At 54.2% G+C, this 22,075-nt stretch carries 20 protein-coding genes; 9 read left to right on the forward strand and 11 right to left on the reverse strand.

What is annotated here, in order from left to right:
- Window positions 1-288: 288 nt before the first annotated feature.
- Window positions 289-1,212 carry a transcriptional regulator LrhA gene (gene lrhA, locus AC6I8T_RS14535; RefSeq protein WP_497834068.1) on the reverse strand — a complete coding sequence of 308 codons (924 nt, stop codon included), beginning with the start codon at window positions 1,210-1,212 and terminating at the stop codon, window positions 289-291.
- A gap of 966 nt (window positions 1,213-2,178) precedes the next feature.
- Here lrhA and AC6I8T_RS14540 point away from each other — a divergent pair.
- Window positions 2,179-3,396, forward strand: coding sequence for a pyridoxal phosphate-dependent aminotransferase (locus tag AC6I8T_RS14540; RefSeq protein WP_013509888.1), 1,218 nt, complete (start codon window positions 2,179-2,181; stop codon window positions 3,394-3,396).
- A gap of 69 nt (window positions 3,397-3,465) precedes the next feature.
- The gene (yfbR, locus tag AC6I8T_RS14545; protein WP_021185076.1) at window positions 3,466-4,065 is read left to right on the forward strand and encodes a 5'-deoxynucleotidase; all 600 of its coding nucleotides are present in this window, start codon (window positions 3,466-3,468) and stop codon (window positions 4,063-4,065) included.
- Window positions 4,066-4,104: 39 nt separating this feature from the next.
- Here the strand turns inward: yfbR and AC6I8T_RS14550 are convergent, their stop codons facing one another.
- The 3 genes from AC6I8T_RS14550 to yfbV form a co-directional block, all read right to left on the reverse strand.
- Window positions 4,105-4,764 (reverse strand): sugar phosphatase, encoded by a 660-nt coding sequence (locus tag AC6I8T_RS14550; protein WP_208723915.1) that lies wholly within the window; start codon window positions 4,762-4,764, stop codon window positions 4,105-4,107.
- Between the two features lie 14 nt (window positions 4,765-4,778).
- Window positions 4,779-5,273 (reverse strand): YfbU family protein, encoded by a 495-nt coding sequence (locus AC6I8T_RS14555; protein ID WP_021185078.1) that lies wholly within the window; start codon window positions 5,271-5,273, stop codon window positions 4,779-4,781.
- A gap of 152 nt (window positions 5,274-5,425) precedes the next feature.
- Window positions 5,426-5,878 carry a terminus macrodomain insulation protein YfbV gene (gene yfbV / locus AC6I8T_RS14560; protein WP_036626815.1) on the reverse strand — a complete coding sequence of 151 codons (453 nt, stop codon included), beginning with the start codon at window positions 5,876-5,878 and terminating at the stop codon, window positions 5,426-5,428.
- Window positions 5,879-6,216: 338 nt separating this feature from the next.
- Here yfbV and ackA point away from each other — a divergent pair, with 338 nt between their 5' ends.
- Together ackA and pta are read left to right on the forward strand one after the other, a co-directional pair.
- Complete coding sequence (gene ackA, locus AC6I8T_RS14565; protein WP_208723914.1) at window positions 6,217-7,419, forward strand: acetate kinase; 1,203 nt, start codon at window positions 6,217-6,219, stop codon at window positions 7,417-7,419.
- 69 nt (window positions 7,420-7,488) lie between these two features.
- Complete coding sequence (gene pta, locus AC6I8T_RS14570; protein WP_208723913.1) at window positions 7,489-9,633, forward strand: phosphate acetyltransferase; 2,145 nt, start codon at window positions 7,489-7,491, stop codon at window positions 9,631-9,633.
- Between the two features lie 103 nt (window positions 9,634-9,736).
- Here pta and AC6I8T_RS14575 read toward each other — a convergent pair whose 3' ends face one another.
- On the reverse strand, window positions 9,737-10,822 hold the full coding sequence (locus AC6I8T_RS14575; RefSeq protein ID WP_013509895.1) for an ABC transporter ATP-binding protein: 1,086 nt from the start codon (window positions 10,820-10,822) through the stop codon (window positions 9,737-9,739).
- Between the two features lie 277 nt (window positions 10,823-11,099).
- Entirely contained in the window at window positions 11,100-12,596 is a 1,497-nt protein-coding gene (pdxR, locus tag AC6I8T_RS14580) for a MocR-like pyridoxine biosynthesis transcription factor PdxR (RefSeq protein WP_497834069.1), read from the reverse strand.
- Between the two features lie 122 nt (window positions 12,597-12,718).
- Between pdxR and AC6I8T_RS14585 the strand changes: the two genes are divergently transcribed.
- From AC6I8T_RS14585 to AC6I8T_RS14600, 4 genes are all read left to right on the forward strand, one after another.
- Window positions 12,719-13,978 carry a 4-aminobutyrate--2-oxoglutarate transaminase gene (locus AC6I8T_RS14585; protein WP_208723911.1) on the forward strand — a complete coding sequence of 420 codons (1,260 nt, stop codon included), beginning with the start codon at window positions 12,719-12,721 and terminating at the stop codon, window positions 13,976-13,978.
- Window positions 13,979-14,094: 116 nt separating this feature from the next.
- Window positions 14,095-15,120 carry an ABC transporter substrate-binding protein gene (locus AC6I8T_RS14590; protein ID WP_021185086.1) on the forward strand — a complete coding sequence of 342 codons (1,026 nt, stop codon included), beginning with the start codon at window positions 14,095-14,097 and terminating at the stop codon, window positions 15,118-15,120.
- Between the two features lie 114 nt (window positions 15,121-15,234).
- Window positions 15,235-16,503: an ABC transporter permease gene (locus AC6I8T_RS14595; protein WP_497834070.1), complete on the forward strand. Its 1,269-nt coding sequence runs from the start codon at window positions 15,235-15,237 to the stop codon at window positions 16,501-16,503.
- Window positions 16,504-16,515: 12 nt separating this feature from the next.
- Complete coding sequence (locus AC6I8T_RS14600; RefSeq protein ID WP_021185088.1) at window positions 16,516-17,343, forward strand: ABC transporter permease; 828 nt, start codon at window positions 16,516-16,518, stop codon at window positions 17,341-17,343.
- 29 nt (window positions 17,344-17,372) lie between these two features.
- On the opposite strand, the gene yfcD is transcribed toward AC6I8T_RS14600, so the two are convergent.
- Together yfcD and yfcF are read right to left on the reverse strand one after the other, a co-directional pair.
- Window positions 17,373-17,891: an NUDIX hydrolase YfcD gene (gene yfcD, locus AC6I8T_RS14605; RefSeq protein ID WP_021185089.1), complete on the reverse strand. Its 519-nt coding sequence runs from the start codon at window positions 17,889-17,891 to the stop codon at window positions 17,373-17,375.
- A gap of 111 nt (window positions 17,892-18,002) precedes the next feature.
- A complete protein-coding gene (gene yfcF / locus AC6I8T_RS14610) occupies window positions 18,003-18,644 on the reverse strand; it encodes a glutathione transferase (protein WP_021185090.1) in 642 nt (213 codons plus the stop codon).
- A gap of 203 nt (window positions 18,645-18,847) precedes the next feature.
- Between yfcF and AC6I8T_RS14615 the strand changes: the two genes are divergently transcribed.
- Window positions 18,848-19,741: a TIGR01777 family oxidoreductase gene (locus AC6I8T_RS14615; protein ID WP_208723909.1), complete on the forward strand. Its 894-nt coding sequence runs from the start codon at window positions 18,848-18,850 to the stop codon at window positions 19,739-19,741.
- 98 nt (window positions 19,742-19,839) lie between these two features.
- Here AC6I8T_RS14615 and hisP read toward each other — a convergent pair whose 3' ends face one another.
- Genes hisP through AC6I8T_RS14630 form a run of 3 tightly spaced genes read right to left on the reverse strand, consistent with a single transcriptional unit; the run spans window position 19,840 to window position 22,020 of the window.
- Entirely contained in the window at window positions 19,840-20,613 is a 774-nt protein-coding gene (gene hisP, locus AC6I8T_RS14620) for a histidine ABC transporter ATP-binding protein HisP (RefSeq protein WP_021185092.1), read from the reverse strand.
- 7 nt (window positions 20,614-20,620) lie between these two features.
- The gene (locus AC6I8T_RS14625) at window positions 20,621-21,337 is read right to left on the reverse strand and encodes an ABC transporter permease (protein ID WP_021185093.1); all 717 of its coding nucleotides are present in this window, start codon (window positions 21,335-21,337) and stop codon (window positions 20,621-20,623) included.
- Window positions 21,334-22,020, reverse strand: coding sequence for a histidine ABC transporter permease HisQ (locus tag AC6I8T_RS14630; protein WP_021185094.1), 687 nt, complete (start codon window positions 22,018-22,020; stop codon window positions 21,334-21,336). Before AC6I8T_RS14630 ends, AC6I8T_RS14625 begins: the two co-directional genes overlap by 4 nt.
- Between the last annotated feature and the right edge of the window lie 55 nt (window positions 22,021-22,075).

A 22,075-nucleotide genomic window follows, 5' to 3' on the forward strand; every position in this document is an offset into this window, starting at 1 on the left:
AGAACACATAACAGTGCTTTTTGCTGTAAAAATCGGCAAAAGGGACAGGCAAACGCCCAGGAGAAGATGGCACGAAATGATAAAAGCGTTCTATTTAACACAAAAATGGAATGCATTTCATTTTTTTGGAAGGCTGGGAATAATTTGGTGCTAATTTCGTCTGATATATCCAACAAAAATGACACAAAAAAAGCCTTAGCCGGTAAAAACCAGGCTAAGGCTTATTTATCGATGTTTTAACAATTGGCCGATGTTCTATTTGAGAACGATTATCGGCTCAAATTGTTATTACTCTTCATCATCCAGCAGCAGCGTACTATCCGGATTCGCGCTCAGGTTGTACGGATCGTTAGTGGATTGCATGGCATTGAAAATCGCCAGCGCCAACTCGTTATCGCTGTCCGGGTTACGGCACAGCAGATATTGCGTATCCGGCAACACAGGCAAACCTTCAGCCGCTCCCATCACGCGCAGCTCCGGACTCATCATCTCAACCGGACGCGCCGTGACCCCAAGCCCGGCTTTAACCGCAGCACGGACCGCAGCCAGGGTGGAAGCGACGTAAGAGATACGCCACGGGATACCCGCTTCGTTCAGATGGTCAATCGCCATATCGCGATACGGGCTGGGCTCATCCAACAGCACCAGAGGAATCGCTTCGCCGCGCTGGAAGATGTAGTCAGCCGCGCAATACCACAAGGTCGGCGACGTGCGCAGTACCTGATGGGTGAAGTTACCCGGACTGGAGGTGGTCACCACCAAATCTACTTCGCCCTGGTTCAGCATTTCCATCATAAATGGATTGCGCTTCACGCGAACATCAATCGCCAGTTTCGGATAGACCGAGGTTACGCGATTAAGCAGGAATGGCAGGATGGTGTCGGAAGTATCATCAGAAGCGCCAATGGTCAGCACGCCCTGAATATTGCTGTACATCAGAGAGGTACAAGCTTCGTCGTTGAAACGAAGGATCTTTCTGGCGTAGCCCAGCAGTTGGATGCCATGCTCCGTCAGCAATTTATTACGTCCATGTCTGGCAAACAGCTCTTTACCTACCAATTGTTCCAGACGCTGCATCTGCTGGCTTACTGCTGATTGCGTTCTGCACACGGCCGCAGCCGCAGCTGCAAAGGTGTTCAGGTCAGCAACGGCGACGAAAGTTCTCAGCAGATCGAGGTCGAGATTCAGTATCGGACGATTTGCATTAGTCATGTTTTTCTTCACTTATAAGATTTTTTACAAACTACTACCCTGGTGTATTACCTTACTCATCATTGGGATAAGAGGTAATGGTGCTTAATGACAGCCCTGTGTGGAGACTGTCATGAAAAACTGTGTCAGGCGGATACCAACGATTACGTCACTCTGAAAACAGAGCAGCGGCGTCAATAAGACAGAACAACTTCTCGGGCCGAAAGCGTAAATCGCGCAAATGCAGGAAGCTGTGTAGTTGCCTGGTTTTCCGCAAAAAGGAGCTGCGGATCAAAAAATGATAACTGCGTGTTATGATGATGCGAAGAGGTAAACTGCATCAAATAATAAATTATACTTAATCATTTTTGCACCAGAAAGGGAAATGTTTTTATCAGAAACCTTGTAATTTTTGACCAAAACCCCTTTCCAGCACATCCTGCCACAATGCTGCTCATTTTTTAAGCCCCCCCGGTTCCTAAACTTGTCAGGGAAAGCTTAAGTTTCAGCGCAAATGCTCTTTATCGCAGGCCGCCAGCGGCTATCTGAACCAGGCCCATCTTTGAATTAGCCCACTGAAACTCGATGAGAATGAGGTGCATTTTCTAACGCCAGCAGAGGATGGGCCAATAACGATTAACTATTCATCTTCTGACAAATATTTTTTAACTATTTCATCCTGTCGCTAATAATCCAATCCCGCAGTTGTGAATAAATTTTTTTTAATCACACCCTCATCATCTGGATTAAGGTGTTTACAGACCACCTCAACGCAAGCAGCATTAAATTTCAACTTTCTTTACTTTACTGGACAATTTAACCACCTTAATTAGTCTAAGATATCTTTTCCCCCAGGACTAGTTCGAAAAATTGCCAAACACGCCAAAACCTGAGGTGACCCTTCTTTTGTTACGGGGAGAGGAGTAAATTGGGCGGGTTTGTTTTTTGTGGCAGGTTAAATGGACTCTGCCCGTTAAGGCGGTAGCGATGAATTTTCAAATTGATAAATCCGGTAAGCTGGATAATGTCTGCTATGACATCCGTGGGCCGGTACTGAAAGAGGCGAAACGTCTCGAAGAAGAAGGCAACAAAGTTCTCAAACTCAACATTGGCAATCCTGCCCCGTTTGGTTTTGAAGCCCCCGATGAAATCCTGGTTGATGTGATCCGCAACCTGCCCAGCGCACAAGGGTATTGTGACTCCAAAGGTCTCTACTCGGCGCGCAAAGCGATCATGCAGCATTACCAGGCGCGCGAAATGCGCGATATGACCGTTGAAGACATCTATATAGGTAATGGCGTTTCGGAACTGATCGTGCAAGCCATGCAGGCATTGCTGAACAGCGGCGATGAAATGCTGGTGCCCGCACCTGATTACCCGTTATGGACAGCAGCGGTTTCGCTTTCCAGTGGTAAAGCGGTTCATTATCTGTGTGACGAGTCTTCGGATTGGTTCCCGGACCTGGATGATATCCGCAGCAAAATCACGCCGCGCACGCGTGGTATTGTGATCATCAACCCGAACAACCCGACCGGTGCGGTCTACAGCAAAGAACTGCTGCTGGAGATTGTCGAGATTGCGCGTCAGCATAATTTGATCATCTTTGCCGATGAGATCTACGACAAGATTTTGTACGACGAAGCCCAGCATCATTCTATTGCTGCGCTGGCACCTGACCTGCTGACCGTTACCTTTAACGGTCTGTCAAAAACCTATCGCGTTGCCGGTTTCCGTCAGGGCTGGATGGTGCTGAACGGCCCCAAAAAGCATGCCAAAGGCTATATCGAAGGTCTGGAGATGCTGGCGTCAATGCGCCTGTGTGCCAACGTACCGGCGCAACACGCAATCCAGACGGCGTTGGGTGGCTACCAGAGCATCAGTGAGTTTATCGCACCAGGTGGACGGTTATATGAACAGCGTCAGCGCGCCTGGGAATTAATCAATGACATTCCCGGCGTCAGCTGTGTGAAACCGCAGGGTGCGCTTTATATGTTCCCGCGTATTGATGCGAAAAAGTTCAACCTGTTCGACGACCAGAAAATGGTGCTCGATTTCCTGCTACAGGAAAAAGTGCTGTTGGTTCAGGGTACCGCGTTCAACTGGCCGTGGCCGGATCATGTGCGTATCGTGACCCTGCCACGCGTTGACGATCTGGAAATGGCCATCAGCAAGTTTGGTCGCTTCCTGCAAGGGTATCGTCAGTAACCGCAGACGCGTATAGTTGTGGTATTTCGGGGAGAGTCCTCTCTCCCCGTTGTACGACAGGAACCGCTCATGACCCGAAGCCATTTTTTCGCCCATCTCTCCCGTCTCAAACTGATCAACCGCTGGCCGCTGATGCGCAACGTGCGCACTGAAAACGTCTCTGAACACAGCCTTCAGGTGGCGATGGTTGCTCATGCGCTGGCGATCATTAAGAACAAAAAATTTAACGGTAATCTCAATGCTGAACGCATTGCGATGCTGGCGCTTTATCATGATGCCAGTGAAGTGCTGACCGGTGATCTGCCAACTCCGGTGAAGTACTACAACGCGCAAATCGCTCATGAATATAAGAAGATAGAGAAAATTGCACAGCAAAAGCTGATTGAGATGCTGCCTCCTGAATTGCAGGATGCTTACCGCCCATTACTGGACGAACATCTGCACAGCGAAGCGGAACAGGCGGTGGTGAAGCAAGCCGATGCCTTGTGCGCGTACGTGAAGTGTCTTGAGGAGTTGTCAGCCGGGAACAACGAATTCCTGCTGGCAAAAGCGCGTCTTGAAAAAACCCTGGCGCAACGCCGTTCGCCAGAAATGGATTACTTTGTCGAGGTGTTCATTCCCAGCTTTAGCCTGTCACTGGACGAGATTTCGCAGGAAACGCCGCTGTAGCGGCGTGATTCACGGCGCGGTAAATCGCGCCGTTGCGAATTATGCTTTCAGCGACAGGGTAAAACCGCCCTTCCCATCACCGGTGACCACCAACGCTTCCAGCGTAGTCAGCGAAAAAGTTACATCGCTGAGACGTGGAGTATCGGCTGGGGCATTCACGGCGATCACCGCGCTTCCGGCATTCAGTCCCGCCAGCACGCCCGCAGGCGCATCTTCCACTACTACGCATTCACGCGCGCTTAACCCCAGTTTCTCAGCTCCCAGCAGATAGGCGTCCGGCTCCGGCTTGCCGCGTTTAACATTCTCAGCCGTGATAAAGACCGCGGGCGCAGGCAGACCGGCGGCTTTGTGGCGCGCATGAGCAACCGGAATCGAACCCGAAGTCACGATTGCCCACGGAATTTGCAGCTCGTTCAGCGTTGCCAGTAGCACCTGCGCGCCAGGTAAGGCTTGAACGCCATCAGTATCTGACGCTTCAATGCTTTCCAGACGCAAAAACTCCGCCTGAATCGCTTCCTCGCTCTGGCCCGCCATAAAATGACGTAACGATGTTATTGCCTGTTTGCCATGAATGAAGTTCAGAATGACGTCTGCCGTAAACCCATGGCGTGCGCCCCATTGTGTCCACGCACGCTCTACGGCAGGCAGTGAATCCACCAGCGTGCCATCCAAATCAAACAGAAAACCTCTGTACGTCACTCGCTACTCCTTCTTCAGGCATTGAGAATTTGCGCAATCTCATTCGCGCTTAAATGATACTGGCGGGGGCAAGTGTGCCACAACGCCAACATCCGTTGATATTTTTCCCACATCGGCGTTTGCGCATTAAAACCGTGGGTACCGGAATCGAAATGGGTATAACGCCCTTCGGTGTTAACCATAAAACGCACATAGCCGAGATAGCGCGCTTCCGTCGCGGCATCAAAGCCAAGAAAGGCAAGGCGACGCTCCTCGATCTGTGCACCCTCTTTGAGATTGGACCAGGAGACATGCAACGCATGGTGCATCTCCATGATATCGATCAGGGTGCGACAAGTTGCTTCACTCAACTCGCCAAACTCTTTATCCAGTTCGCGCAGTTGCAGGCCATAGCCGCGTTCGATGATGGTTTGATAACGACGATAGCGCTCGGCATTATCCGGCTCAAGCATCGCCATCATTTTGTATTGATTCGACAGGATGAGCCGCTGTGCGTGGGTCATTTCCATGATGTTCTCCAGGGTCATTGCGACCGTTTAAAATTTAAACCAATGGAGAAATGATTGCACAACGGAAGTGATGCGGGTATGTCCGCACCACTTTTCTTTGATTTGACCCCGGATAAGCGGCAAATTCTGTCGCAGTTAAAAAGACGCTGCGATCAAAGATCGTCAAGAAAGGTACGGTCGAGTTGCTTGAACGCGCGTTTTAACACATCCGCCAACGCCTGATAGGTCGGCTTTCCTTCCACCGGGGCAATCGCCTGTCCGGCCTCTTCCAGTTTGGCGCGCACTTCATGGAACCATTGCAGTAAGGTTGGCGGAAGCGGTGTCATCGAACGTTTGCCCAGCCACCACAGCCCCTGCATTGGCAGGCTACAGGCGAATAATGCTGTTGCAACGGCTGGTCCCAGTTGCCCACCCATCGCGATTTGCCAGGTCAGGGTGAAGATAGCCAATGGCGGCATAAAACGAATAGAAAAACGCGTTGCCGTCACTACCCGATTTTCAGGAAAAACAGGTGCCAGGCGTTTATCAGCCGGCCAGGTCTTCATGTAATGCTGTCCGCGCTGAAATAAGCCGAACCAGCCAGGATTGCCCGTGTCATTCGCCATGATAGACCTCAACTATTCTTACAACATTTAAAATAAACTGATAACTACACAACTTTACGTGACATCCTTCAAAAGTTTTTGTCTTTAAGGGTGACACTGAGTATTCTGACGCCGTTTTAGCAACATTACCGGAAGCTACTGCTCAATTAAAGAACAGTTTAGAGCCATGTTTCGCTAAGCGGATTTCAAAAATTCGCGTAAAATTACCAAAATTTTTTGCGGAACGGTCTCTTTTTGACTACCGCATGATGTTAATCATTAATTTACCAGCTTTCATGGGCTACGCTGTTAGTCTGATCGCGTTATTTTTCGCCACTATTTAACCAATAGGTACTTCCATGTCGACGAAGTTAGTTCTGGTTCTGAACTGCGGCAGCTCCTCACTCAAGTTTGCCATCCTCAACCCCGCCAGCGGCGACGAATATCTCTCCGGTCTGGCTGAATGCTTCCATCTGCCCGAAGCACGCATTAAGTGGAAACTGGAAGGTAGCAAACAGGAAGCCCCTCTGGGTGCGGGTGCCGCGCATAGCGAAGCCCTCAACTTCATTGTTAAAACTATTCTGGCACAAAAACCAGAGCTGTCGGCACAAATCGCTGCAATCGGTCATCGCATCGTGCATGGCGGCGAACAGCTGACCCAATCCGTTGTGATTGATGAATCCGTAATCCAGGGGATTAAAGACGCTTCTTCCTTTGCTCCGCTGCACAATCCGGCACACCTGATTGGTATCGACGAAGCGATGAAAAACTTCCCGCATCTGTCTGACAAGAATGTGGCGGTTTTTGATACAGCTTTCCATCAGACAATGCCTGAAGAATCTTATCTCTACGCCCTGCCCTACAAACTGTATAAAGAGCACGGCGTACGTCGTTATGGCGCGCATGGTACCAGTCACTATTATGTGACTCAGGAAGCGGCCAAAATGCTGGATAAACCGGTGACAGAACTGAATGTGATCACTTGCCACCTTGGCAATGGCGGTTCTGTTTCGGCCATTCGCAACGGCGTGTGCGTTGATACCTCAATGGGTCTGACGCCGCTGGAAGGTCTGGTGATGGGTACCCGCAGCGGTGACATCGATCCGGCGATCGTATTCTTCCTGCACGACACCCTCGGCATGAGCGTGGATGCCATCAACAAACTGCTGACCAAAGAGTCCGGCCTGCTGGGTCTGACCGAAGTCACCAGCGACTGCCGTTATGTCGAAGATAACTACACCACCAAAGAAGATGCTAAACGCGCTATGGACGTGTTCTGTCATCGTCTGGCGAAGTATATCGGTGGCTACACCTCCCTGATGGAAGGCCGCCTCGACGCCGTGGTGTTCACCGGCGGTATCGGTGAGAATGCCGCGATGGTACGCGAACTGTCATTGCAGAAACTGGGGTTGATCGGCTTCGAAGTGGATCACGAACGTAACCTGGCCGCGCGTTTCGGCAAGTCTGGCTTCATTAACAAAGAAGGGACTCGCCCGGCACTGGTCATCCCGACCAACGAAGAGTTGGTCATCGCCCAGGACGCTGCGCGTCTTACCGCATAAATGCTTCTCTCCGTCAGCTCAGGCTGACGGAGTTGTTTTGAGCCATTGCAATACCAGAGAGGATATAACGTGTCTCGTACAATTATGCTCATTCCTACCGGCACCAGCGTCGGCCTGACCAGCGTCAGCCTCGGCGTGATCCGTGCGATGGAACGCAAAGGCGTGCGCCTGAGCGTATTTAAGCCTATCGCCCAGCCGCGCGCTGGCGGCGATACGCCAGACCAGACCACCACCATCATTCGTAAGAACTCCGCCATCCCAGCCGCCGAACCGCTGCTGATGTCACGCGTTGAGTCGCTGCTCGGTTCTAACCAGCAGGATGTGCTGATGGAAGAGATCATCGCCCGCTACCACGAAAACACCAAAGACGCGGAAGTGGTGCTGGTTGAAGGTCTGGTGCCGACGCGCAAACATCAGTTTGCCTCTGCGCTGAACTATGAAATCGCCAAGACCCTGAATGCGGAAATCGTGTTTGTGACCGCACTGGGCAACGATTCACCGGCGCAGCTGAAAGAACGTATCGAACTGACGCAAAGCAGCTTTGGCGGCAGCAAGAACAAAAACATCACCGGCGTGATCATCAATAAACTGAACGCCCCGGTCGATGAACAAGGCCGTACGCGTCCTGACCTGTCAGAGATCTTTGACGACTCCTCCAAAGCCAGCATCGCCAACATCGATCCGAAGCAGCTGTTTGCTGACAGCCCGCTGCCGGTGTTGGGTTGCGTGCCGTGGAGCTTTGATCTGATCGCTACCCGTGCGATTGATATGTCCCGTCACCTGAACGCTGACATCATCAATGAAGGCGACATCCACACCCGTCGGGTGAAATCCGTCACCTTCTGCGCCCGCAGCATCCCGCATATGCTGGAACATTTCCGTCCGGGTTCCCTGCTGGTGACCTCGGCAGACCGCCCGGATGTGCTGGTGGCAGCCTGCCTGGCCGCGATGAATGGCGTAGAAATCGGTGCCATTCTGCTGACCGGCGGTTATCAGATCGATGAACGTATTGGTCGTCTGTGCGAACGCGCCTTCCAGACTGGCCTGCCGGTCTTTATGGTGAAAACCAACACCTGGCAAACCTCGCTCAGCCTGCAAAGCTTTAACCTTGAGGTTCCGGCTGACGATACCCAGCGCATCGAAAAAGTGCAGGAGTACGTTGCCAGCTACATCAACAACGACTGGATCGAGTCGCTGACGGCGACGTCAGAGCGCAGCCGTCGTCTGTCACCACCAGCATTCCGCTACCAGTTGACCGAGCTGGCACGCAAAGCGGGCAAACGCATCGTACTGCCGGAAGGCGACGAACCGCGTACCGTGAAAGCGGCCGCAATCTGTGCCGAACGTGGCATCGCCACCTGCGTGCTGCTGGGTAATCCGGACGAGATCCAACGCGTTGCTGCGGCACAGGGTGTTGAACTGGGTAAAGGTATCGAGATTGTTGATCCGGAAGTGGTCCGTGGGAACTACGTGCCACGCCTGGTCGAACTGCGTAAGAGCAAAGGCATGACCGAAGTGGTCGCGCAGGAGCAACTGGAAGATAACGTGGTGCTCGGCACCATGATGCTGGAAAGTGGCGAAGTCGACGGCCTGGTATCCGGTGCCGTTCACACCACCGCTAACACCATCCGTCCGCCGTTGCAGTTGATCAAAACCGCGCCGAACAGCTCACTGGTTTCCTCGGTGTTCTTTATGCTGTTGCCGGAGCAGGTGCTGGTGTATGGCGACTGCGCTATCAACCCGGATCCGAACCCGGAACAGCTGGCAGAAATCGCGATTCAGTCTGCCGACTCGGCCAAAGCCTTCGGTATCGATCCGCGCGTGGCAATGATCTCCTACTCCACCGGTAACTCTGGTGCCGGTAGCGATGTAGAGAAAGTGCGTGAAGCGACCCGTATCGCGCAGGAAAAACGTCCGGATCTGGTGATCGACGGTCCGTTGCAGTATGACGCCGCCATCATGGAAGACGTGGCGAAATCCAAAGCGCCGAACTCGCAGGTTGCGGGCCGTGCGACCGTGTTTATCTTCCCGGATCTCAACACCGGTAACACCACCTACAAAGCGGTACAGCGTTCCGCTGACCTGATCTCCATCGGGCCGATGTTGCAGGGGATGCGTAAGCCGGTGAACGACCTGTCACGCGGTGCGCTGGTAGATGATATCGTCTACACCATCGCGCTGACGGCGATTCAGTCACAGCAGGCTGAAGGTTAAAACGCTAAAGGCGTCCCGTGGGACGCCTTTTTTTGCGCGATAAATCGCGCCGCTACGGCCAGGAAAACGTTGGTAGTGGCGCGATTTATCGCGCATTACTGCATTATTGCAACATCACATCCAGCGCACGCAGATGCTGCGGCTGCCACGATAGCGTCACCTGTGCACCCGGCTGCCAACTCTTGTCCATCTTCGATGGCGACAGTTTCACCATAAAATTCCCCTGACCTGCTACGCTGGTCAACATCCGCACATGGTCGCCAAGATAAATAAACTGCTGGATCTGTGCCTGCACGATCTGATCGCCCTGCTCCGGTGCATTGACGTTGACGCGCTCCGGACGAATGCTGAGCTGGATCTTTTTACCCGGTGAACTGGGACGCACTTTTAACGCATCCAGTTGTGTACCGTCATCCAGTTTAACCTGATAGAAATCACCGTTCTGCGCCACCTGCGTTGCCAGCAAGCTGTTGTTTTCACCGATAAACTGCGCAACGAAGGCGTTCTCCGGCTGCTCGTAAAGTTTATCCGGGCTGTCCATCTGCTGGATCATACCGTCGTTAAACACCGCTACCCGATCGGACATGGTCATTGCTTCGCTTTGATCGTGCGTCACATAGACGATCGTCAGGCCGAGCATATCGTGTAACTGTTTGATCTCCATCTGCATATGTTCACGCAATTGTTTGTCCAGCGCACCGAGGGGTTCATCCATCAACACCAGCTTCGGCTCAAACACCAGGGCGCGCGCCAGGGCCACGCGTTGCTGTTGTCCACCGGACATTTGCGCCGGGTAACGATCCGCCAGCGAGGTGAGCTTGATCATGTCAAGGATGCGATCCACACGGGATTTGATATCCGCTTTGTTCATACGCCGGATCGACAGCGGAAACGCGAGGTTCTCCGCCACGGTCATATGCGGGAACAGCGCATAGTTCTGGAACACCATACCAATATCGCGCTGGTGCGGCGGCAACGTATGCAACGGTTTATCACGCAACAGAATCTCGCCATCAGTCGGCGTTTCAAACCCCGCCAGCATCATCAGACTGGTGGTTTTACCCGAACCGGATGGGCCAAGCAGCGTGAGAAACTCCCCTTCCTCCACGTCAAGATTGAGGTTACGCACCACCAGCTTATCGCCGTCGTAACTCTTTTTTATGTTCCTGAAACTAACGAAATTTCTCATGACGTTCTCTCGTAATGCGTGAAGGAAATGTAATCCAGGCACGGTTCCTGCATGAACAAGTTGAAAATGCACATGCTGGCGGCTCTTTTTTTAGCACTACCACATCGCATTTCAGGAACACAAGAGAAATTTGACAATTCAACTACAAAATTAGCCTGAATCAAAAATCGCAGGCTATTGTTTTCTATTGTCTTTTTAAAATTAACGTTGCGAAAATGTTAAAAATAACGCAACTGCACTGATAACGTGCCCTGCACCGTGTCAGGGCAACATCGGATCACTGAGCAACAGGCGTGGTTTTAAGGTGATGTTGCAACCGTTGCAGAATCGGCGCGAAGGCGGTGGCCATCTGCGCTTCGTCGACACAGGCGTAGCCCAGCAGCAACCCGCGACGCAGCGTGCCGCGCTGGTAATACGACGACAACGGGCGCGTTAACACGCCGTTCTGCTCCAACTCCGCGCTGAAGGCCACATCGTCGATACTTTCCGGCAATCCGAGAATCAGGTGCAGTCCGGCGTTGCTGTGATGCACCACCCAGGACGCGCCCAGCGTTTCGCTGATCAACGCCACCAGCGCCGCGCGGCGGCGACTGTAAATCTGCCGCATGCGCCTGACGTGCGCAGCGTAATGCCCTTCGCGAATAAACTCCGCCAGCGTCAGTTGCACCAGACCGTAGCCGCCACGATACAACTCCGAATGGGCCATTTTCATGCGGGCCGCCAGCGGTTTAGGGACCACCATGTAACTCAGGCGGATACCCGGATAGAGCGTCTTGCTGAAAGTACCGAGATAAATCACCGGCGCATCCGGGGACAACCCCTGAAGCGCAGGAATCGGGCTACCCGCAAAGCGAAACTCGCCGTCGTAATCATCCTCAACCACCCAGCTACCGGTACTTTTGGCGCGATTTAATAACTCATGCCGGCGTTGCAGGCTCATCACCGCCCCAAGCGGATACTGGTGCGATGGCGTCACGCAAATCAGGCGCGGAGCAGGTCGGTCACTCTGCTCCGGCGGCAGCACCAACCCCTGCTCGTCCACCTCGGTGGGGATCAGCTCGATACCGTTAACCGCCAGCACATTGCGAATGCCCCAATAGCCCGGTTCTTCCACCAGCGCGCTATCGCCGGGATCGCACAGCATCTTCGCCAGCAAATCGAGCGACTGATGCGTCCCGGCTGTCACCAGCACCTGCTCTGCCGTGCAGTTGACCGAACGGATCACCCGCAGGTACTCAGCCAACGCCTGTTGCAGCTCAACGCAACCACCGTGGTTGGCGTAGCTCAGGGATTCCACCGGCAGACGACGGCTGATACGCAACTGGATTTTGCGCCAGATGTCGTGTGGCATGTAGCTGACATCCGGCACCCCCGGCATAAACGCCCCCCACTGGAACGCCCCGGCCCCACTTTGCGACAGCAGCCGCGTACCGCGCCGTGACAAGCGGATGTTGCTCATCGCACGCGGTTTGATGGTGGGTGCAGGTGCCACTTCCGGGCTCTCTTCAGGCAACACAAGGGTGACGAAGGTACCACTTCCGGTTCGCGTCTCCAGATACCCTTCAGATTGCAGTTTTTCATAGGCCGCCAGCACGGTATTACGTGATACCGACAGCTCGCGCGCCAGGTCACGGCTGGCGGGTAAACGCACGCCGGTGGCAATGGCCCCTTCCTGAATCGCCCCCTGCAACACATCGTACAGGCGCTTCGCCAACGGGCCGCCGGAAAGCTGATTTAAACGCTGAAACAGCAGGTCACCCAGTAAGCTGCGCAAAATTGGTACCTCAAAATAAAAAAAACTGGCTCTGGATTATAAAACCCTGAAAACGCTAAAAAGCAAGCAGGGCAGTTTTCCGGCGTGAAATCAGCCGGCGAATCACATGATGAGGTTGAGCTATGAGTAACAGCGAATTACAGGCACGTCGTTTAAACGCCACCCCGCGTGGGGTCGGTGTGATGTGCGATTTCTATGCCGTGAAAGCGGAAAACGCCACGCTCTGGGATCATCAGGGCCGCGAATACACCGATTTCAGCGCTGGCATCGCGGTGCTGAACACCGGTCATCGCCATCCTAAAGTGATGGCAGCAGTGAAGCAGCAACTGGATTGCTTCACTCACACCGCATTCCAGGTCATCCCGTACGAGAATTACATCAGCCTGGCCGAGCGTTTGAACGAACGTGTACCGGTGGCCGGTCCAGCCAAAACCACGTTCTTCTCCACCGGCGCAGAAGCGGTGGAAAACGCGGTGAAGATTGCCCGTGCGGCCACCGGACGTCCGGGTATCATCGCCTTCACCGGTGCGTTTCATGGCCGAACCCATATGACCATGACCCTGACCGGCAAAGTGGTGCCTTACAAAACCGGTTTCGGCCCGTTTGCCAGCTCGGTATTCCACGCCCGCTATCCCAACGCACTGCATGGCCACAGCGTTGCCGCAGCACTGGAAAGCCTCGAAGCGATTTTCAAATGCGATATCAGCCCACAGCAGGTAGCGGCAATTATTTTCGAACCGATTCAGGGCGAAGGCGGCTTCAACGTCGCGCCGCCAGAGTTTGTCAGCGCGCTGCGCAAGCTGTGTGACCAGCACGGAATTCTGCTGATTGCCGACGAGATTCAGAGCGGGTTTGCCCGCACCGGTAAACTGTTCGCCTGTGAATACTACGACGTCAAACCCGATCTGATCACCATGGCGAAGAGCCTGGCAGGCGGCATGCCGCTGTCAGCGGTGGCCGGTCGCGCCGAAGTGATGGATGCCCCGCAACCGGGTGGTCTGGGCGGCACCTACGCCGGTAGCCCACCAGCAATTGCTGCGGCACACGCGGTGCTCGATGTTATCGATGAAGAACAGCTGTGCCAGCGTGCCAATCAGCTCGGCGCAAAACTTACCGAAACCTTACAGGGTGCCGGTTGTCGCGCACTGGTTGACGTACGTGGCCGTGGTTCGATGATCGCCGCAGAATTTAACGATGCGGCTGGCAAGCCGTCTGCCGATATCGCCCGTTCCATCCAGCAACAGGCGCTGGCTCAAGGGTTGATTCTGCTGACCTGCGGTGTATACGGCAACGTGATCCGCTTCCTCTATCCGCTCACCATTCCGGACGCGCAGTTCGACAGCGCCTTGCAACTGCTGACCGGCATTCTGGCAAAACACTAAGTCTCCCCCGGCGCATCGCTCCGTTCCAGCGCTGCGCCGGTTACCTGGCATAAAAGCTGCATTGCAAACACCACGCAGGTTCGCCTGCACATCAATAATAATTCAGGAGTTGTGGGATGGTTAAAAAGTTAGCTGTACTCATTTTCGCTACCATAGCACTGCAAGCACAGGCAGAAACCCTGACTGTGATCTCTTTTGGTGGCACCAATAAAGACGCCCAGGACAAAGCATTCTATAAACCGTTCACTGCCGCTGGCCTTGGCACCATTGACGCGGGCGAGTACAACGGCGAGATGGCACGTATCCGCGCGATGGTTGAAACCAAACAGGTTGGCTGGGATGTGGTGGAGCTGGAAACGCCGGAACTGCTGCGCGGTTGCGAGGAAGGGCTGTTCGAAACTCTCGACTGGAACAAGCTGGGGAAAAAAAGTGATTTTATTCCCGGTAGCGTGAGCGAATGCGGTGCCGGGATTTTTGTCTGGTCGACCGTACTGACCTATGACGCCGACAAACTGAAAACCGCCCCGACCAGCTGGGCTGACTTCTGGGATGTGAAGAAATTCCCGGGTAAACGCGCGCTGCGTAAGAGCGCCAAATATACCCTTGAAATCGCGCTGATGGCCGATGGCGTGAAGCGTGAAGATGTCTACAAAGTGCTGGCGACCCCGGCCGGTGTTGATCGTGCCTTCAAAAAACTGGATGAGCTGAAACCGAATATTCAGTGGTGGGAATCCGGTGCGCAGCCGCTGCAATGGCTGGTATCGGGCGACGTGGTGATGGCTTCCGCTTACAACGGCCGCGTTGGTACCGCGCAGGCTGAAGGTCACAACTTCAAAATCGTCTGGGACGGCGGCCTGTATGACCTGGACAACTGGGCCATCGTCAAAGGTTCGCAACATAAGGCACTGGCGGAAAAGTTTATCGCCTTTGCTAACCAGCCGGAAAACCAGAAAGTCTATGCCGAAAATATCCCTTACGGTCCGACCAATATTAAAGCCGGATCGCTGCTTGAACCTGCCCGTCTGAAGCAACTGCCAACCGCGCCGGATAACCTGGCGAAATCGGTACAGGTAGATGCCAATTTCTGGCTGGAGCATGGCGAAGAGCTGGAACAGCGCTTTAACAGCTGGGCCGCGAAGTAAGTAGTCCCGTAGCGGCGCGATTTATCGCGTTTTTTTTCCGGCACGACGCACAGCATTGCGCGATAAATCGCGCCGCTACGAATGAGTGCAGAAATATCAGTAAGGAGTCCGGCCATGAGCCAAAATCCCGTGTTGGATACCCCAGCACAATCGGCGCCCAACGCGCACGAACCGACACTGCGCCAGCGCCTGAACCGCAGTGAGTTTGCCAAAACCCGGCGTTCGCTGCTGCTTATTGCGCCGTTGTTGGTGTTCGTGGTGGTCTGCTTCCTCTTCCCGATTGGTTCGATCCTCAGCCAAAGCATCAATAACCCGGAACTGCCAGAGGCGTTGCCGCAAACCAGCAAAGCCTTACAGGCATGGTCGGGGGATGCATTACCGGACGAGCACCTTTATGCCCTGCTAGCGAAAGAGTTAATCGCCGCGCGCGATCAGGGACAAATCGCCAGTGTAGCGAAGCGTCTCAGCTACGAAGATGCCAGCTACCGTCGCCTGATCCTGGCCGTTCCACGTCAGGCACCGGCCGATGGTGTTGATGTGAAGAACATCCTGATTGCCAAACAGCCGCTGTGGGGAGATATCACCACCTGGCGCACGCTGCAACGTGCCGCCAAACCTCTGACCAGCCTGTATCTGCTGTCGGCCTTTGACCGTAAAGTCGATGCCAAAACCGGTGCTATCGTCAGCCAACCCGCTGACCAGGCGCTGTACGTAAATGTACTGCTGCGCACCTTATGGATGGCGACGGTGGTGACCCTGTTGTGTGTCGGTATCGGCTATCCCCTCGCTTACTGGCTGGCGAAGCAGCCGTCAGGCCGTGCCAACCTGTTGATGATTCTGGTGCTGCTGCCGTTCTGGACCTCGCTGATTGTCCGTACCGCCAGTTGGATTGTGCTGCTGCAATCGGGCGGGCTGATCAACCGGGCGCTGATGGGGATTGGCCTGATCGATCATCCGCTGACGCTGGTGTTTAACCGCCTCGGCGTCTATATCTCGATGACCCATATTCTGCTGCCGTTTATTGTGCTGCCGCTGTATGCAGTGATGAAAGGCATTTCACCCAGTTACATGCGTGCCGCCATCTCCCTTGGGGCGCATCCGTTTCTCGCTTTCTGGCGCGTGTATGTGCCGCAAACCTTCGCGGGTATCACCGCCGGTGCGCTGCTGGTATTTATGATGGCGATTGGTTATTACGTTACCCCGGCGCTGCTCGGCGGTCCCGACGACCAGATGGTCAGCTATTTTGTGGCCTTCTTTACGAACAGCACCATGAACTGGGGCATGGCCGCTGCACTCGGCAGCCAGTTGCTGATCATCGTGATGCTGCTGTACATCGTCTATGTTCGTGTTACCCGTACCCCCGCTGAAGCGGCGGCGCGTTAAGGAGTGGCGAAGATGAAACAACAAGGTTCTACTCTGCTGCGCCTGTGGGGCGCATTCTTCAACTTCTATGGCGCGGCGGTGTTGCTGTTTTTGATCCTGCCGATTCTGGTGATTGTGCCGCTGTCGTTTAATGCCAGCTCGTTCCTCAGCTATCCACTGAGCGGCTTTTCTCTGCGCTGGTATCAAACCTTCTTCCATTCACAGGAGTGGCTGGGCGCGCTGGGTAACAGTTTGCTGATAGCGCCGCTGGCGACGTTACTCGCCACCGTCCTTGGCGTGCTGGCATCGATGGGTCTGGTGCGGGGTGAGTTTCGAGGTAAAGGTCTGGTCATGGCGATCATCATTTCGCCGATGGTGGCTCCCGTGGTAATCATCGCGGTGGGGATGTTTTTCTTCTTTGCCCGGCTGTCATTGCTGAACAGCTATCTCGGTCTGGTACTGGCGCATACTTTGCTCGGCGTGCCCTTTGTAGTGATTACCGTGGTCGCGGTGCTGAAAAGCTATGACACCAATCTGTCACGCGCGGCTGCCAGCCTTGGGGCATCACCGCTGCTGACTTTTCGCAAAGTCACCCTGCCGCTGATTGCGCCGGGGGTATTTTCGGGGGCGCTGTTTGCCTTTGCCGCCTCATTCGATGAAGTGGTGGTGACACTGTTCCTCGCCAGTCCAAGCCAGCGCACGCTACCGATTCAGATGTTCGCGGGGATCCGTGAAAACCTTGATCCAACCATTGCCGCAGCGGCAACGCTGATGATTGGAGCGTCGCTGGTGCTGCTGATTGTCATGGAGATCTTACGGCGACGGGGTGAGCGGATGCGTCAGTCGCATCCAGCCCATTAATGCAAAAGGCGCCAGTTGGCGCCTTTGTTTTATGCGTCGCTGTTGCGACTTAGCCACAACGACAAGGCTTTCAGTGAATCATCGGTGAACTCGTCACAACGCGCGGTGATCTCTTCTGGCGTCATCCAGAATACTTCATCCACTTCCTCTTCCTGCATAGCAAAAGGACCGTGCGAGACGCAGCTAAACAAACCGCCCCAGACGCGGCAATGTTCATCTTCGAAGTAGAATTTGCCGTGCTCAGCAAACGGGACCGCAGCGATACCCAGCTCTTCTTCCGCTTCGCGCCGCGCCGATTCCAGCATATCCTCACCACTCTGCACCACGCCACCCGCGGTAGCATCAAGCTTGCCTGGCATGAAGTCTTTGATTTCAGTACGACGTTGCACCAGAATTTTTCCCATGCCGTCGTGCACCACGATATAGGTGGCGCGATGACGCAGGCATTGTGCACGCATCTGTGCGCGGCTGGCCTGTGCAATCACTTCATTCTCTTCGTTAACGATATCTACCCATTCGATACCGTCAGCTGCAGGTTGATCCACCATCCGTAACCCTTTTCTGTTTAGGCGTGCCGGGCACGCGCCTGTTTACTGTTCTTTATTAGAGTGAGCGGTAAGGTAAAGGGTTCTTTTCCCCATCGCAAGACCTCTTCGTGCTTAGCGCTGTTTACCTGATTCAGCCAGCCACAGCTGCACGGAAGCGCGCTGCCATTGGAACTCGGCATAGTGCTGTAACTTCACCGGTAATGGATCGCCGTGCAATGCCAGACGGTTAATCATCACCGCCAGATCGGTATCGGCAATTGACCATTCACCAAACAGATTCTGCTGCCCATCTGGCAACAGGCGCAGCACCGCGCTGATCAGCTTTTCGGCTGCCTGCTCACCCGCCGGTGTCAGCGGCGCAAAACGTTCGCCGGCAAATAACACTTCGGTCGGACGTTCCTGACGCAGCGCCATGAAATCGCTGCGCAACCACGCCTGAATCTCACGCGCATGGGCGCGCTTTTCACGATCGCGCGGGTACAGGCGTTCATATTCCGGTGCTGGAAAACGCTCCTCAAGATATTCGGCAATCGCCGAGGACTCATTCAGGATCAAATCGTCAATCTGCAAGGTTGGCACCCGGCAGGTAAGTGACAACGCACGATACTCATCATCCCATTGCGCATTACGCGACAGGTCAACGCGTTTCAGGGTGAACGGGATGCCCTTTTCGGTCAGTGCTACGTAGACCGACATGGCATAAGGGCTAAAGAAAGAAGCATCGGACCACAACGTCATGTTCGGGTAATTCATCGGCTGCCTCGGATATGCATCAGGAGTGCTTCATGTTTACCGATTTTTCGCGCATTAGGCAATGGCAGTCAGGCCAGTTGCTGGGGCGGTAAGACCAGTTAAGACTGCGGATTTTTCATCGTAAGCGTCGGCGCGGTCACGCCAGTTATACGCTTCTCTTCTATGCTGAAACTGAGCACATAACAAGCACAAGGAGGCTCAACATGCATCTGCTTATTACTGGCGGCACCGGTTTAATTGGTCGCCATCTGATCCCGCGTCTGCTGCAACTGGGTCAGCAGGTCAGCGTGGTCACGCGCGACGTCGCCGCCGCGCGCGAAAAGCTGGATCCGCGCGTCGCTATCTGGTCCGGTCTGGCGCAGCAGCAGGATTTAAATGGGGTGGATGGCGTGATTAACCTTGCCGGTGAACCCATTGCTGATAAGCGCTGGACCGCCGAACAAAAACAGCGGCTGTGTGAAAGTCGCTGGCAGATTACTGAACGAATCGTCGCTCTCATCAACGCCAGCAGCCAGCCACCGAAATTTTTGATCTCCGGTTCAGCGACCGGATTCTATGGTGATACCGGCGATCTGGTACTTACAGAGGATGATCCCGGACACGAAGAGTTTACCCATACACTGTGTGCCCGCTGGGAACAACTGGCCCAGGCGGCTCAGAGTGAACGTACCCGAGTATGCCTGCTGCGAACTGGCGTGGTGCTGGCGAAAGAAGGCGGTGCACTGGCGAAGATGAAGTTGCCGTTTAAACTCGGCGTTGGCGGCCCGATTGGTAGCGGTAAGCAGTATCTGCCGTGGATTCATATTGATGATTTGGTCAACGCTATCTGGTGGCTGATTGATAATCCGTTACAGGGCCCCTTTAACCTGGTCTCCCCCTACGCTGTGCGCAACGAACAGTTTGCCGCCACGCTGGGTCATGTGATGCATCGCCCCGCTTTTATGCGCACGCCTGCCAGCGCCATCAAACTAATGATGGGCGAGTCTGCGGTTTTGGTACTGGGCGGCCAGCATGTGTTGCCGAAACGACTGGAAGAGTCAGGATTTGGCTTCCGTTGGTATGACTTGCAGGAGGCGCTGGAGGATACGGCGGCGTAAAGATAATAACCCCTGGTAGCGGCGCGATTTATCGCGCAATGTCGTGCGCGATGCAGGAAACACCCGCGCGATAAATCGCGCCGCTACAGCGGGATCGATTATTTCAATGAACCCTTCAGGAATTGTTGCAGGCGTGGGCTTTTCGGATTGTTAAACACCTCATCCGGCGCGCCCTGTTCCTCAATTTTACCCTGATGCAGGAAAATCACATGGCTGGAGACATGACGGGCAAACTCCATTTCGTGCGTCACCACCACCATGGTTTTACCCTCTTCAGCCAGCTTCTGCATGATGCGCAGCACTTCGCCAACCAGCTCAGGATCGAGGGCTGAGGTTGGTTCGTCAAACAACAACACTTCAGGTTCCATTGCCAGCGCACGGGCGATGGACACACGCTGCTGCTGACCGCCAGAAAGATGCACCGGATATTTCGCACGGGCGCGCTCGTCAATACCGACTTTATCGAGATACTTAATGGCACGTTCACGCGCTTCTGCTTTGCTCAATCCTAAAACCTGGATCGGTGCTTCCATGACGTTTTCCAGCACCGTCATATGGCTCCACAGGTTGAAGTGCTGGAACACCATAGTCAGGCGGGTACGCAAGGAACGCAGCTGCTCTTTGTTCGACACCTTTAACTGACCATCGGTATCGCGTACCAGATTGATCTGCTCATTATTGACGGCAATGGTGCCTTCACTCGGTTTTTCGAGGAAGTTAATGCAGCGCAGAAAAGTACTTTTCCCGGAACCTGACGAGCCAATAATACTGATAACGTCCCCGGCATCTGCCTGTAATGACACACCTTTCAGGACTTCATGTTCACCGTAACGCTTATGCAGTTCGGTAACGCTTAATTTATTTTCAGACATAGGTTACTCAATGCGATGAAGAGGGTTTCACATGCGCTAGCCAGCGGCGCTCCGCCATACGGAACAAGCTAATCAGCACGTAAGAGATAATCAGATACAGCACTGCGGCAATGCCAAACGCAACAAACGGCTGATAGGTCGCCGAGTTAATATCACGCGCGATTTTCAACAGATCGGGCACCGTGGCGGTGAACGCCAGCGCGGTGGAGTGCAGCATCAGGATCACTTCATTGCTATACGCAGGCAGCGCAGTGCGCAGCGCCGACGGCAGAATGATGCAACGATACAATTTAAAGGTGGAGAAGCCATAGGCACGCGCCGCTTCAATTTCCCCGTGCGGCACGGCACGAATCGCGCCGGCAAAAATCTCGGTGGTATAAGCACAGGTGTTGAGGGTAAACGCCAGCAAAGTACAGTTAAGACCGCTGCGGAAAAAAGCATTAAGCAATTCGGTGCCCTTCACCACTTCCAGCGTATACATACCGGAGTAGAACACCAGCAGCTGCACATACAGCGGCGTACCTCGGAAGATGTAAGTGAACAACCACACCGGGGTGGAGACGAAGCGATTAGGCGACACGCGGGCAATTGCCAGCAACACCGCAAGGCAACCGCCGATCGCCACCGAAATAATCAACAGCCACAGGGTAATGGCGACACCGGTAAAACGGTAACCATCGGTCCAGAGCAGGGATTTCCAATACTCGTGAATAATATCGATCATAGCTCTGCCCTTTTCACACCTACCGAGTAGCGGCGTTCAAGCCACCACAACACGCCATTCGACAGCGTGGTAAACACCAGATAAATCACTCCGGCAACAATCGCGAAGTAGAACGGTTGCCAGGTACTTTTACCGGCCAATTGAGTGGCTTTCACCACATCTTCCAGGCCCAGCAGCGACACCAGCGCCGTCGCCTTCAGGATTACCTGCCAGTTGTTGCCAATACCCGGCAGCGCAAAGCGCATCATCGCCGGAAACAGAATGCGGCGGAAGGTTTGCGAACCGGTAAAGCCAAAGGCGGTAGCGGCCTCAATCTGCCCTTTCGGCACTGCGAGGAAAGCACCACGGAAGGTTTCGGTGAAATAGGCACCGTAGATAAAGCCCAGCGTGATTATACCGGCCACCATCGGGTCGATATCGAACTGCGCCACACCCAGCGCATCAGTCAGGGCATTCAGGGCGATCTGCAAACCGTAGAAAATCAGCAGCATCAGCACCAGATCCGGCACGCCACGGATCAACGTGGTGTAGCCTTCGAACAGCATCGCCAGAGGGCGGCTGCGGGAAAGTTTGGCGCCAGCGCCAATTAAACCGAGCACAACGGCCAGCAACACTGAACTGAGCGCCAGTTCCAGCGTGACCAGGGTGCCTTTCAGAATGACGTCAGAATAGCCATACAGCATGAATTTGATCCTGTCGTGGGGGTAATTAACGAAGCACTGCCCGCACGCGGCGGGC

It is taken from the genome of Pantoea sp. X-Soil-OKNW-556 (genome assembly GCF_059730695.1).

Bases quoted from the DNA above. Each gene is read 5' to 3' on its own strand.
- lrhA (WP_497834068.1), bottom strand. From the start codon at position 1,212: ATGACTAATGCAAATCGTCCGATACTGAATCTCGACCTCGATCTGCTG.
- AC6I8T_RS14540 (WP_013509888.1), top strand. From the start codon at position 2,179: ATGAATTTTCAAATTGATAAATCCGGTAAGCTGGATAATGTCTGCTAT.
- yfbR (WP_021185076.1), top strand. From the start codon at position 3,466: ATGACCCGAAGCCATTTTTTCGCCCATCTCTCCCGTCTCAAACTGATC.
- AC6I8T_RS14555 (WP_021185078.1), bottom strand. From the start codon at position 5,273: ATGGAAATGACCCACGCACAGCGGCTCATCCTGTCGAATCAATACAAA.
- yfbV (WP_036626815.1), bottom strand. From the start codon at position 5,878: ATGGCGAATGACACGGGCAATCCTGGCTGGTTCGGCTTATTTCAGCGC.
- ackA (WP_208723914.1), top strand. From the start codon at position 6,217: ATGTCGACGAAGTTAGTTCTGGTTCTGAACTGCGGCAGCTCCTCACTC.
- AC6I8T_RS14575 (WP_013509895.1), bottom strand. From the start codon at position 10,822: ATGAGAAATTTCGTTAGTTTCAGGAACATAAAAAAGAGTTACGACGGC.
- AC6I8T_RS14585 (WP_208723911.1), top strand. From the start codon at position 12,719: ATGAGTAACAGCGAATTACAGGCACGTCGTTTAAACGCCACCCCGCGT.
- AC6I8T_RS14590 (WP_021185086.1), top strand. From the start codon at position 14,095: ATGGTTAAAAAGTTAGCTGTACTCATTTTCGCTACCATAGCACTGCAA.
- AC6I8T_RS14595 (WP_497834070.1), top strand. From the start codon at position 15,235: ATGAGCCAAAATCCCGTGTTGGATACCCCAGCACAATCGGCGCCCAAC.
- AC6I8T_RS14600 (WP_021185088.1), top strand. From the start codon at position 16,516: ATGAAACAACAAGGTTCTACTCTGCTGCGCCTGTGGGGCGCATTCTTC.
- yfcD (WP_021185089.1), bottom strand. From the start codon at position 17,891: ATGGTGGATCAACCTGCAGCTGACGGTATCGAATGGGTAGATATCGTT.
- yfcF (WP_021185090.1), bottom strand. From the start codon at position 18,644: ATGAATTACCCGAACATGACGTTGTGGTCCGATGCTTCTTTCTTTAGC.
- AC6I8T_RS14615 (WP_208723909.1), top strand. From the start codon at position 18,848: ATGCATCTGCTTATTACTGGCGGCACCGGTTTAATTGGTCGCCATCTG.
- hisP (WP_021185092.1), bottom strand. From the start codon at position 20,613: ATGTCTGAAAATAAATTAAGCGTTACCGAACTGCATAAGCGTTACGGT.
- AC6I8T_RS14625 (WP_021185093.1), bottom strand. From the start codon at position 21,337: ATGATCGATATTATTCACGAGTATTGGAAATCCCTGCTCTGGACCGAT.
- AC6I8T_RS14630 (WP_021185094.1), bottom strand. From the start codon at position 22,020: ATGCTGTATGGCTATTCTGACGTCATTCTGAAAGGCACCCTGGTCACG.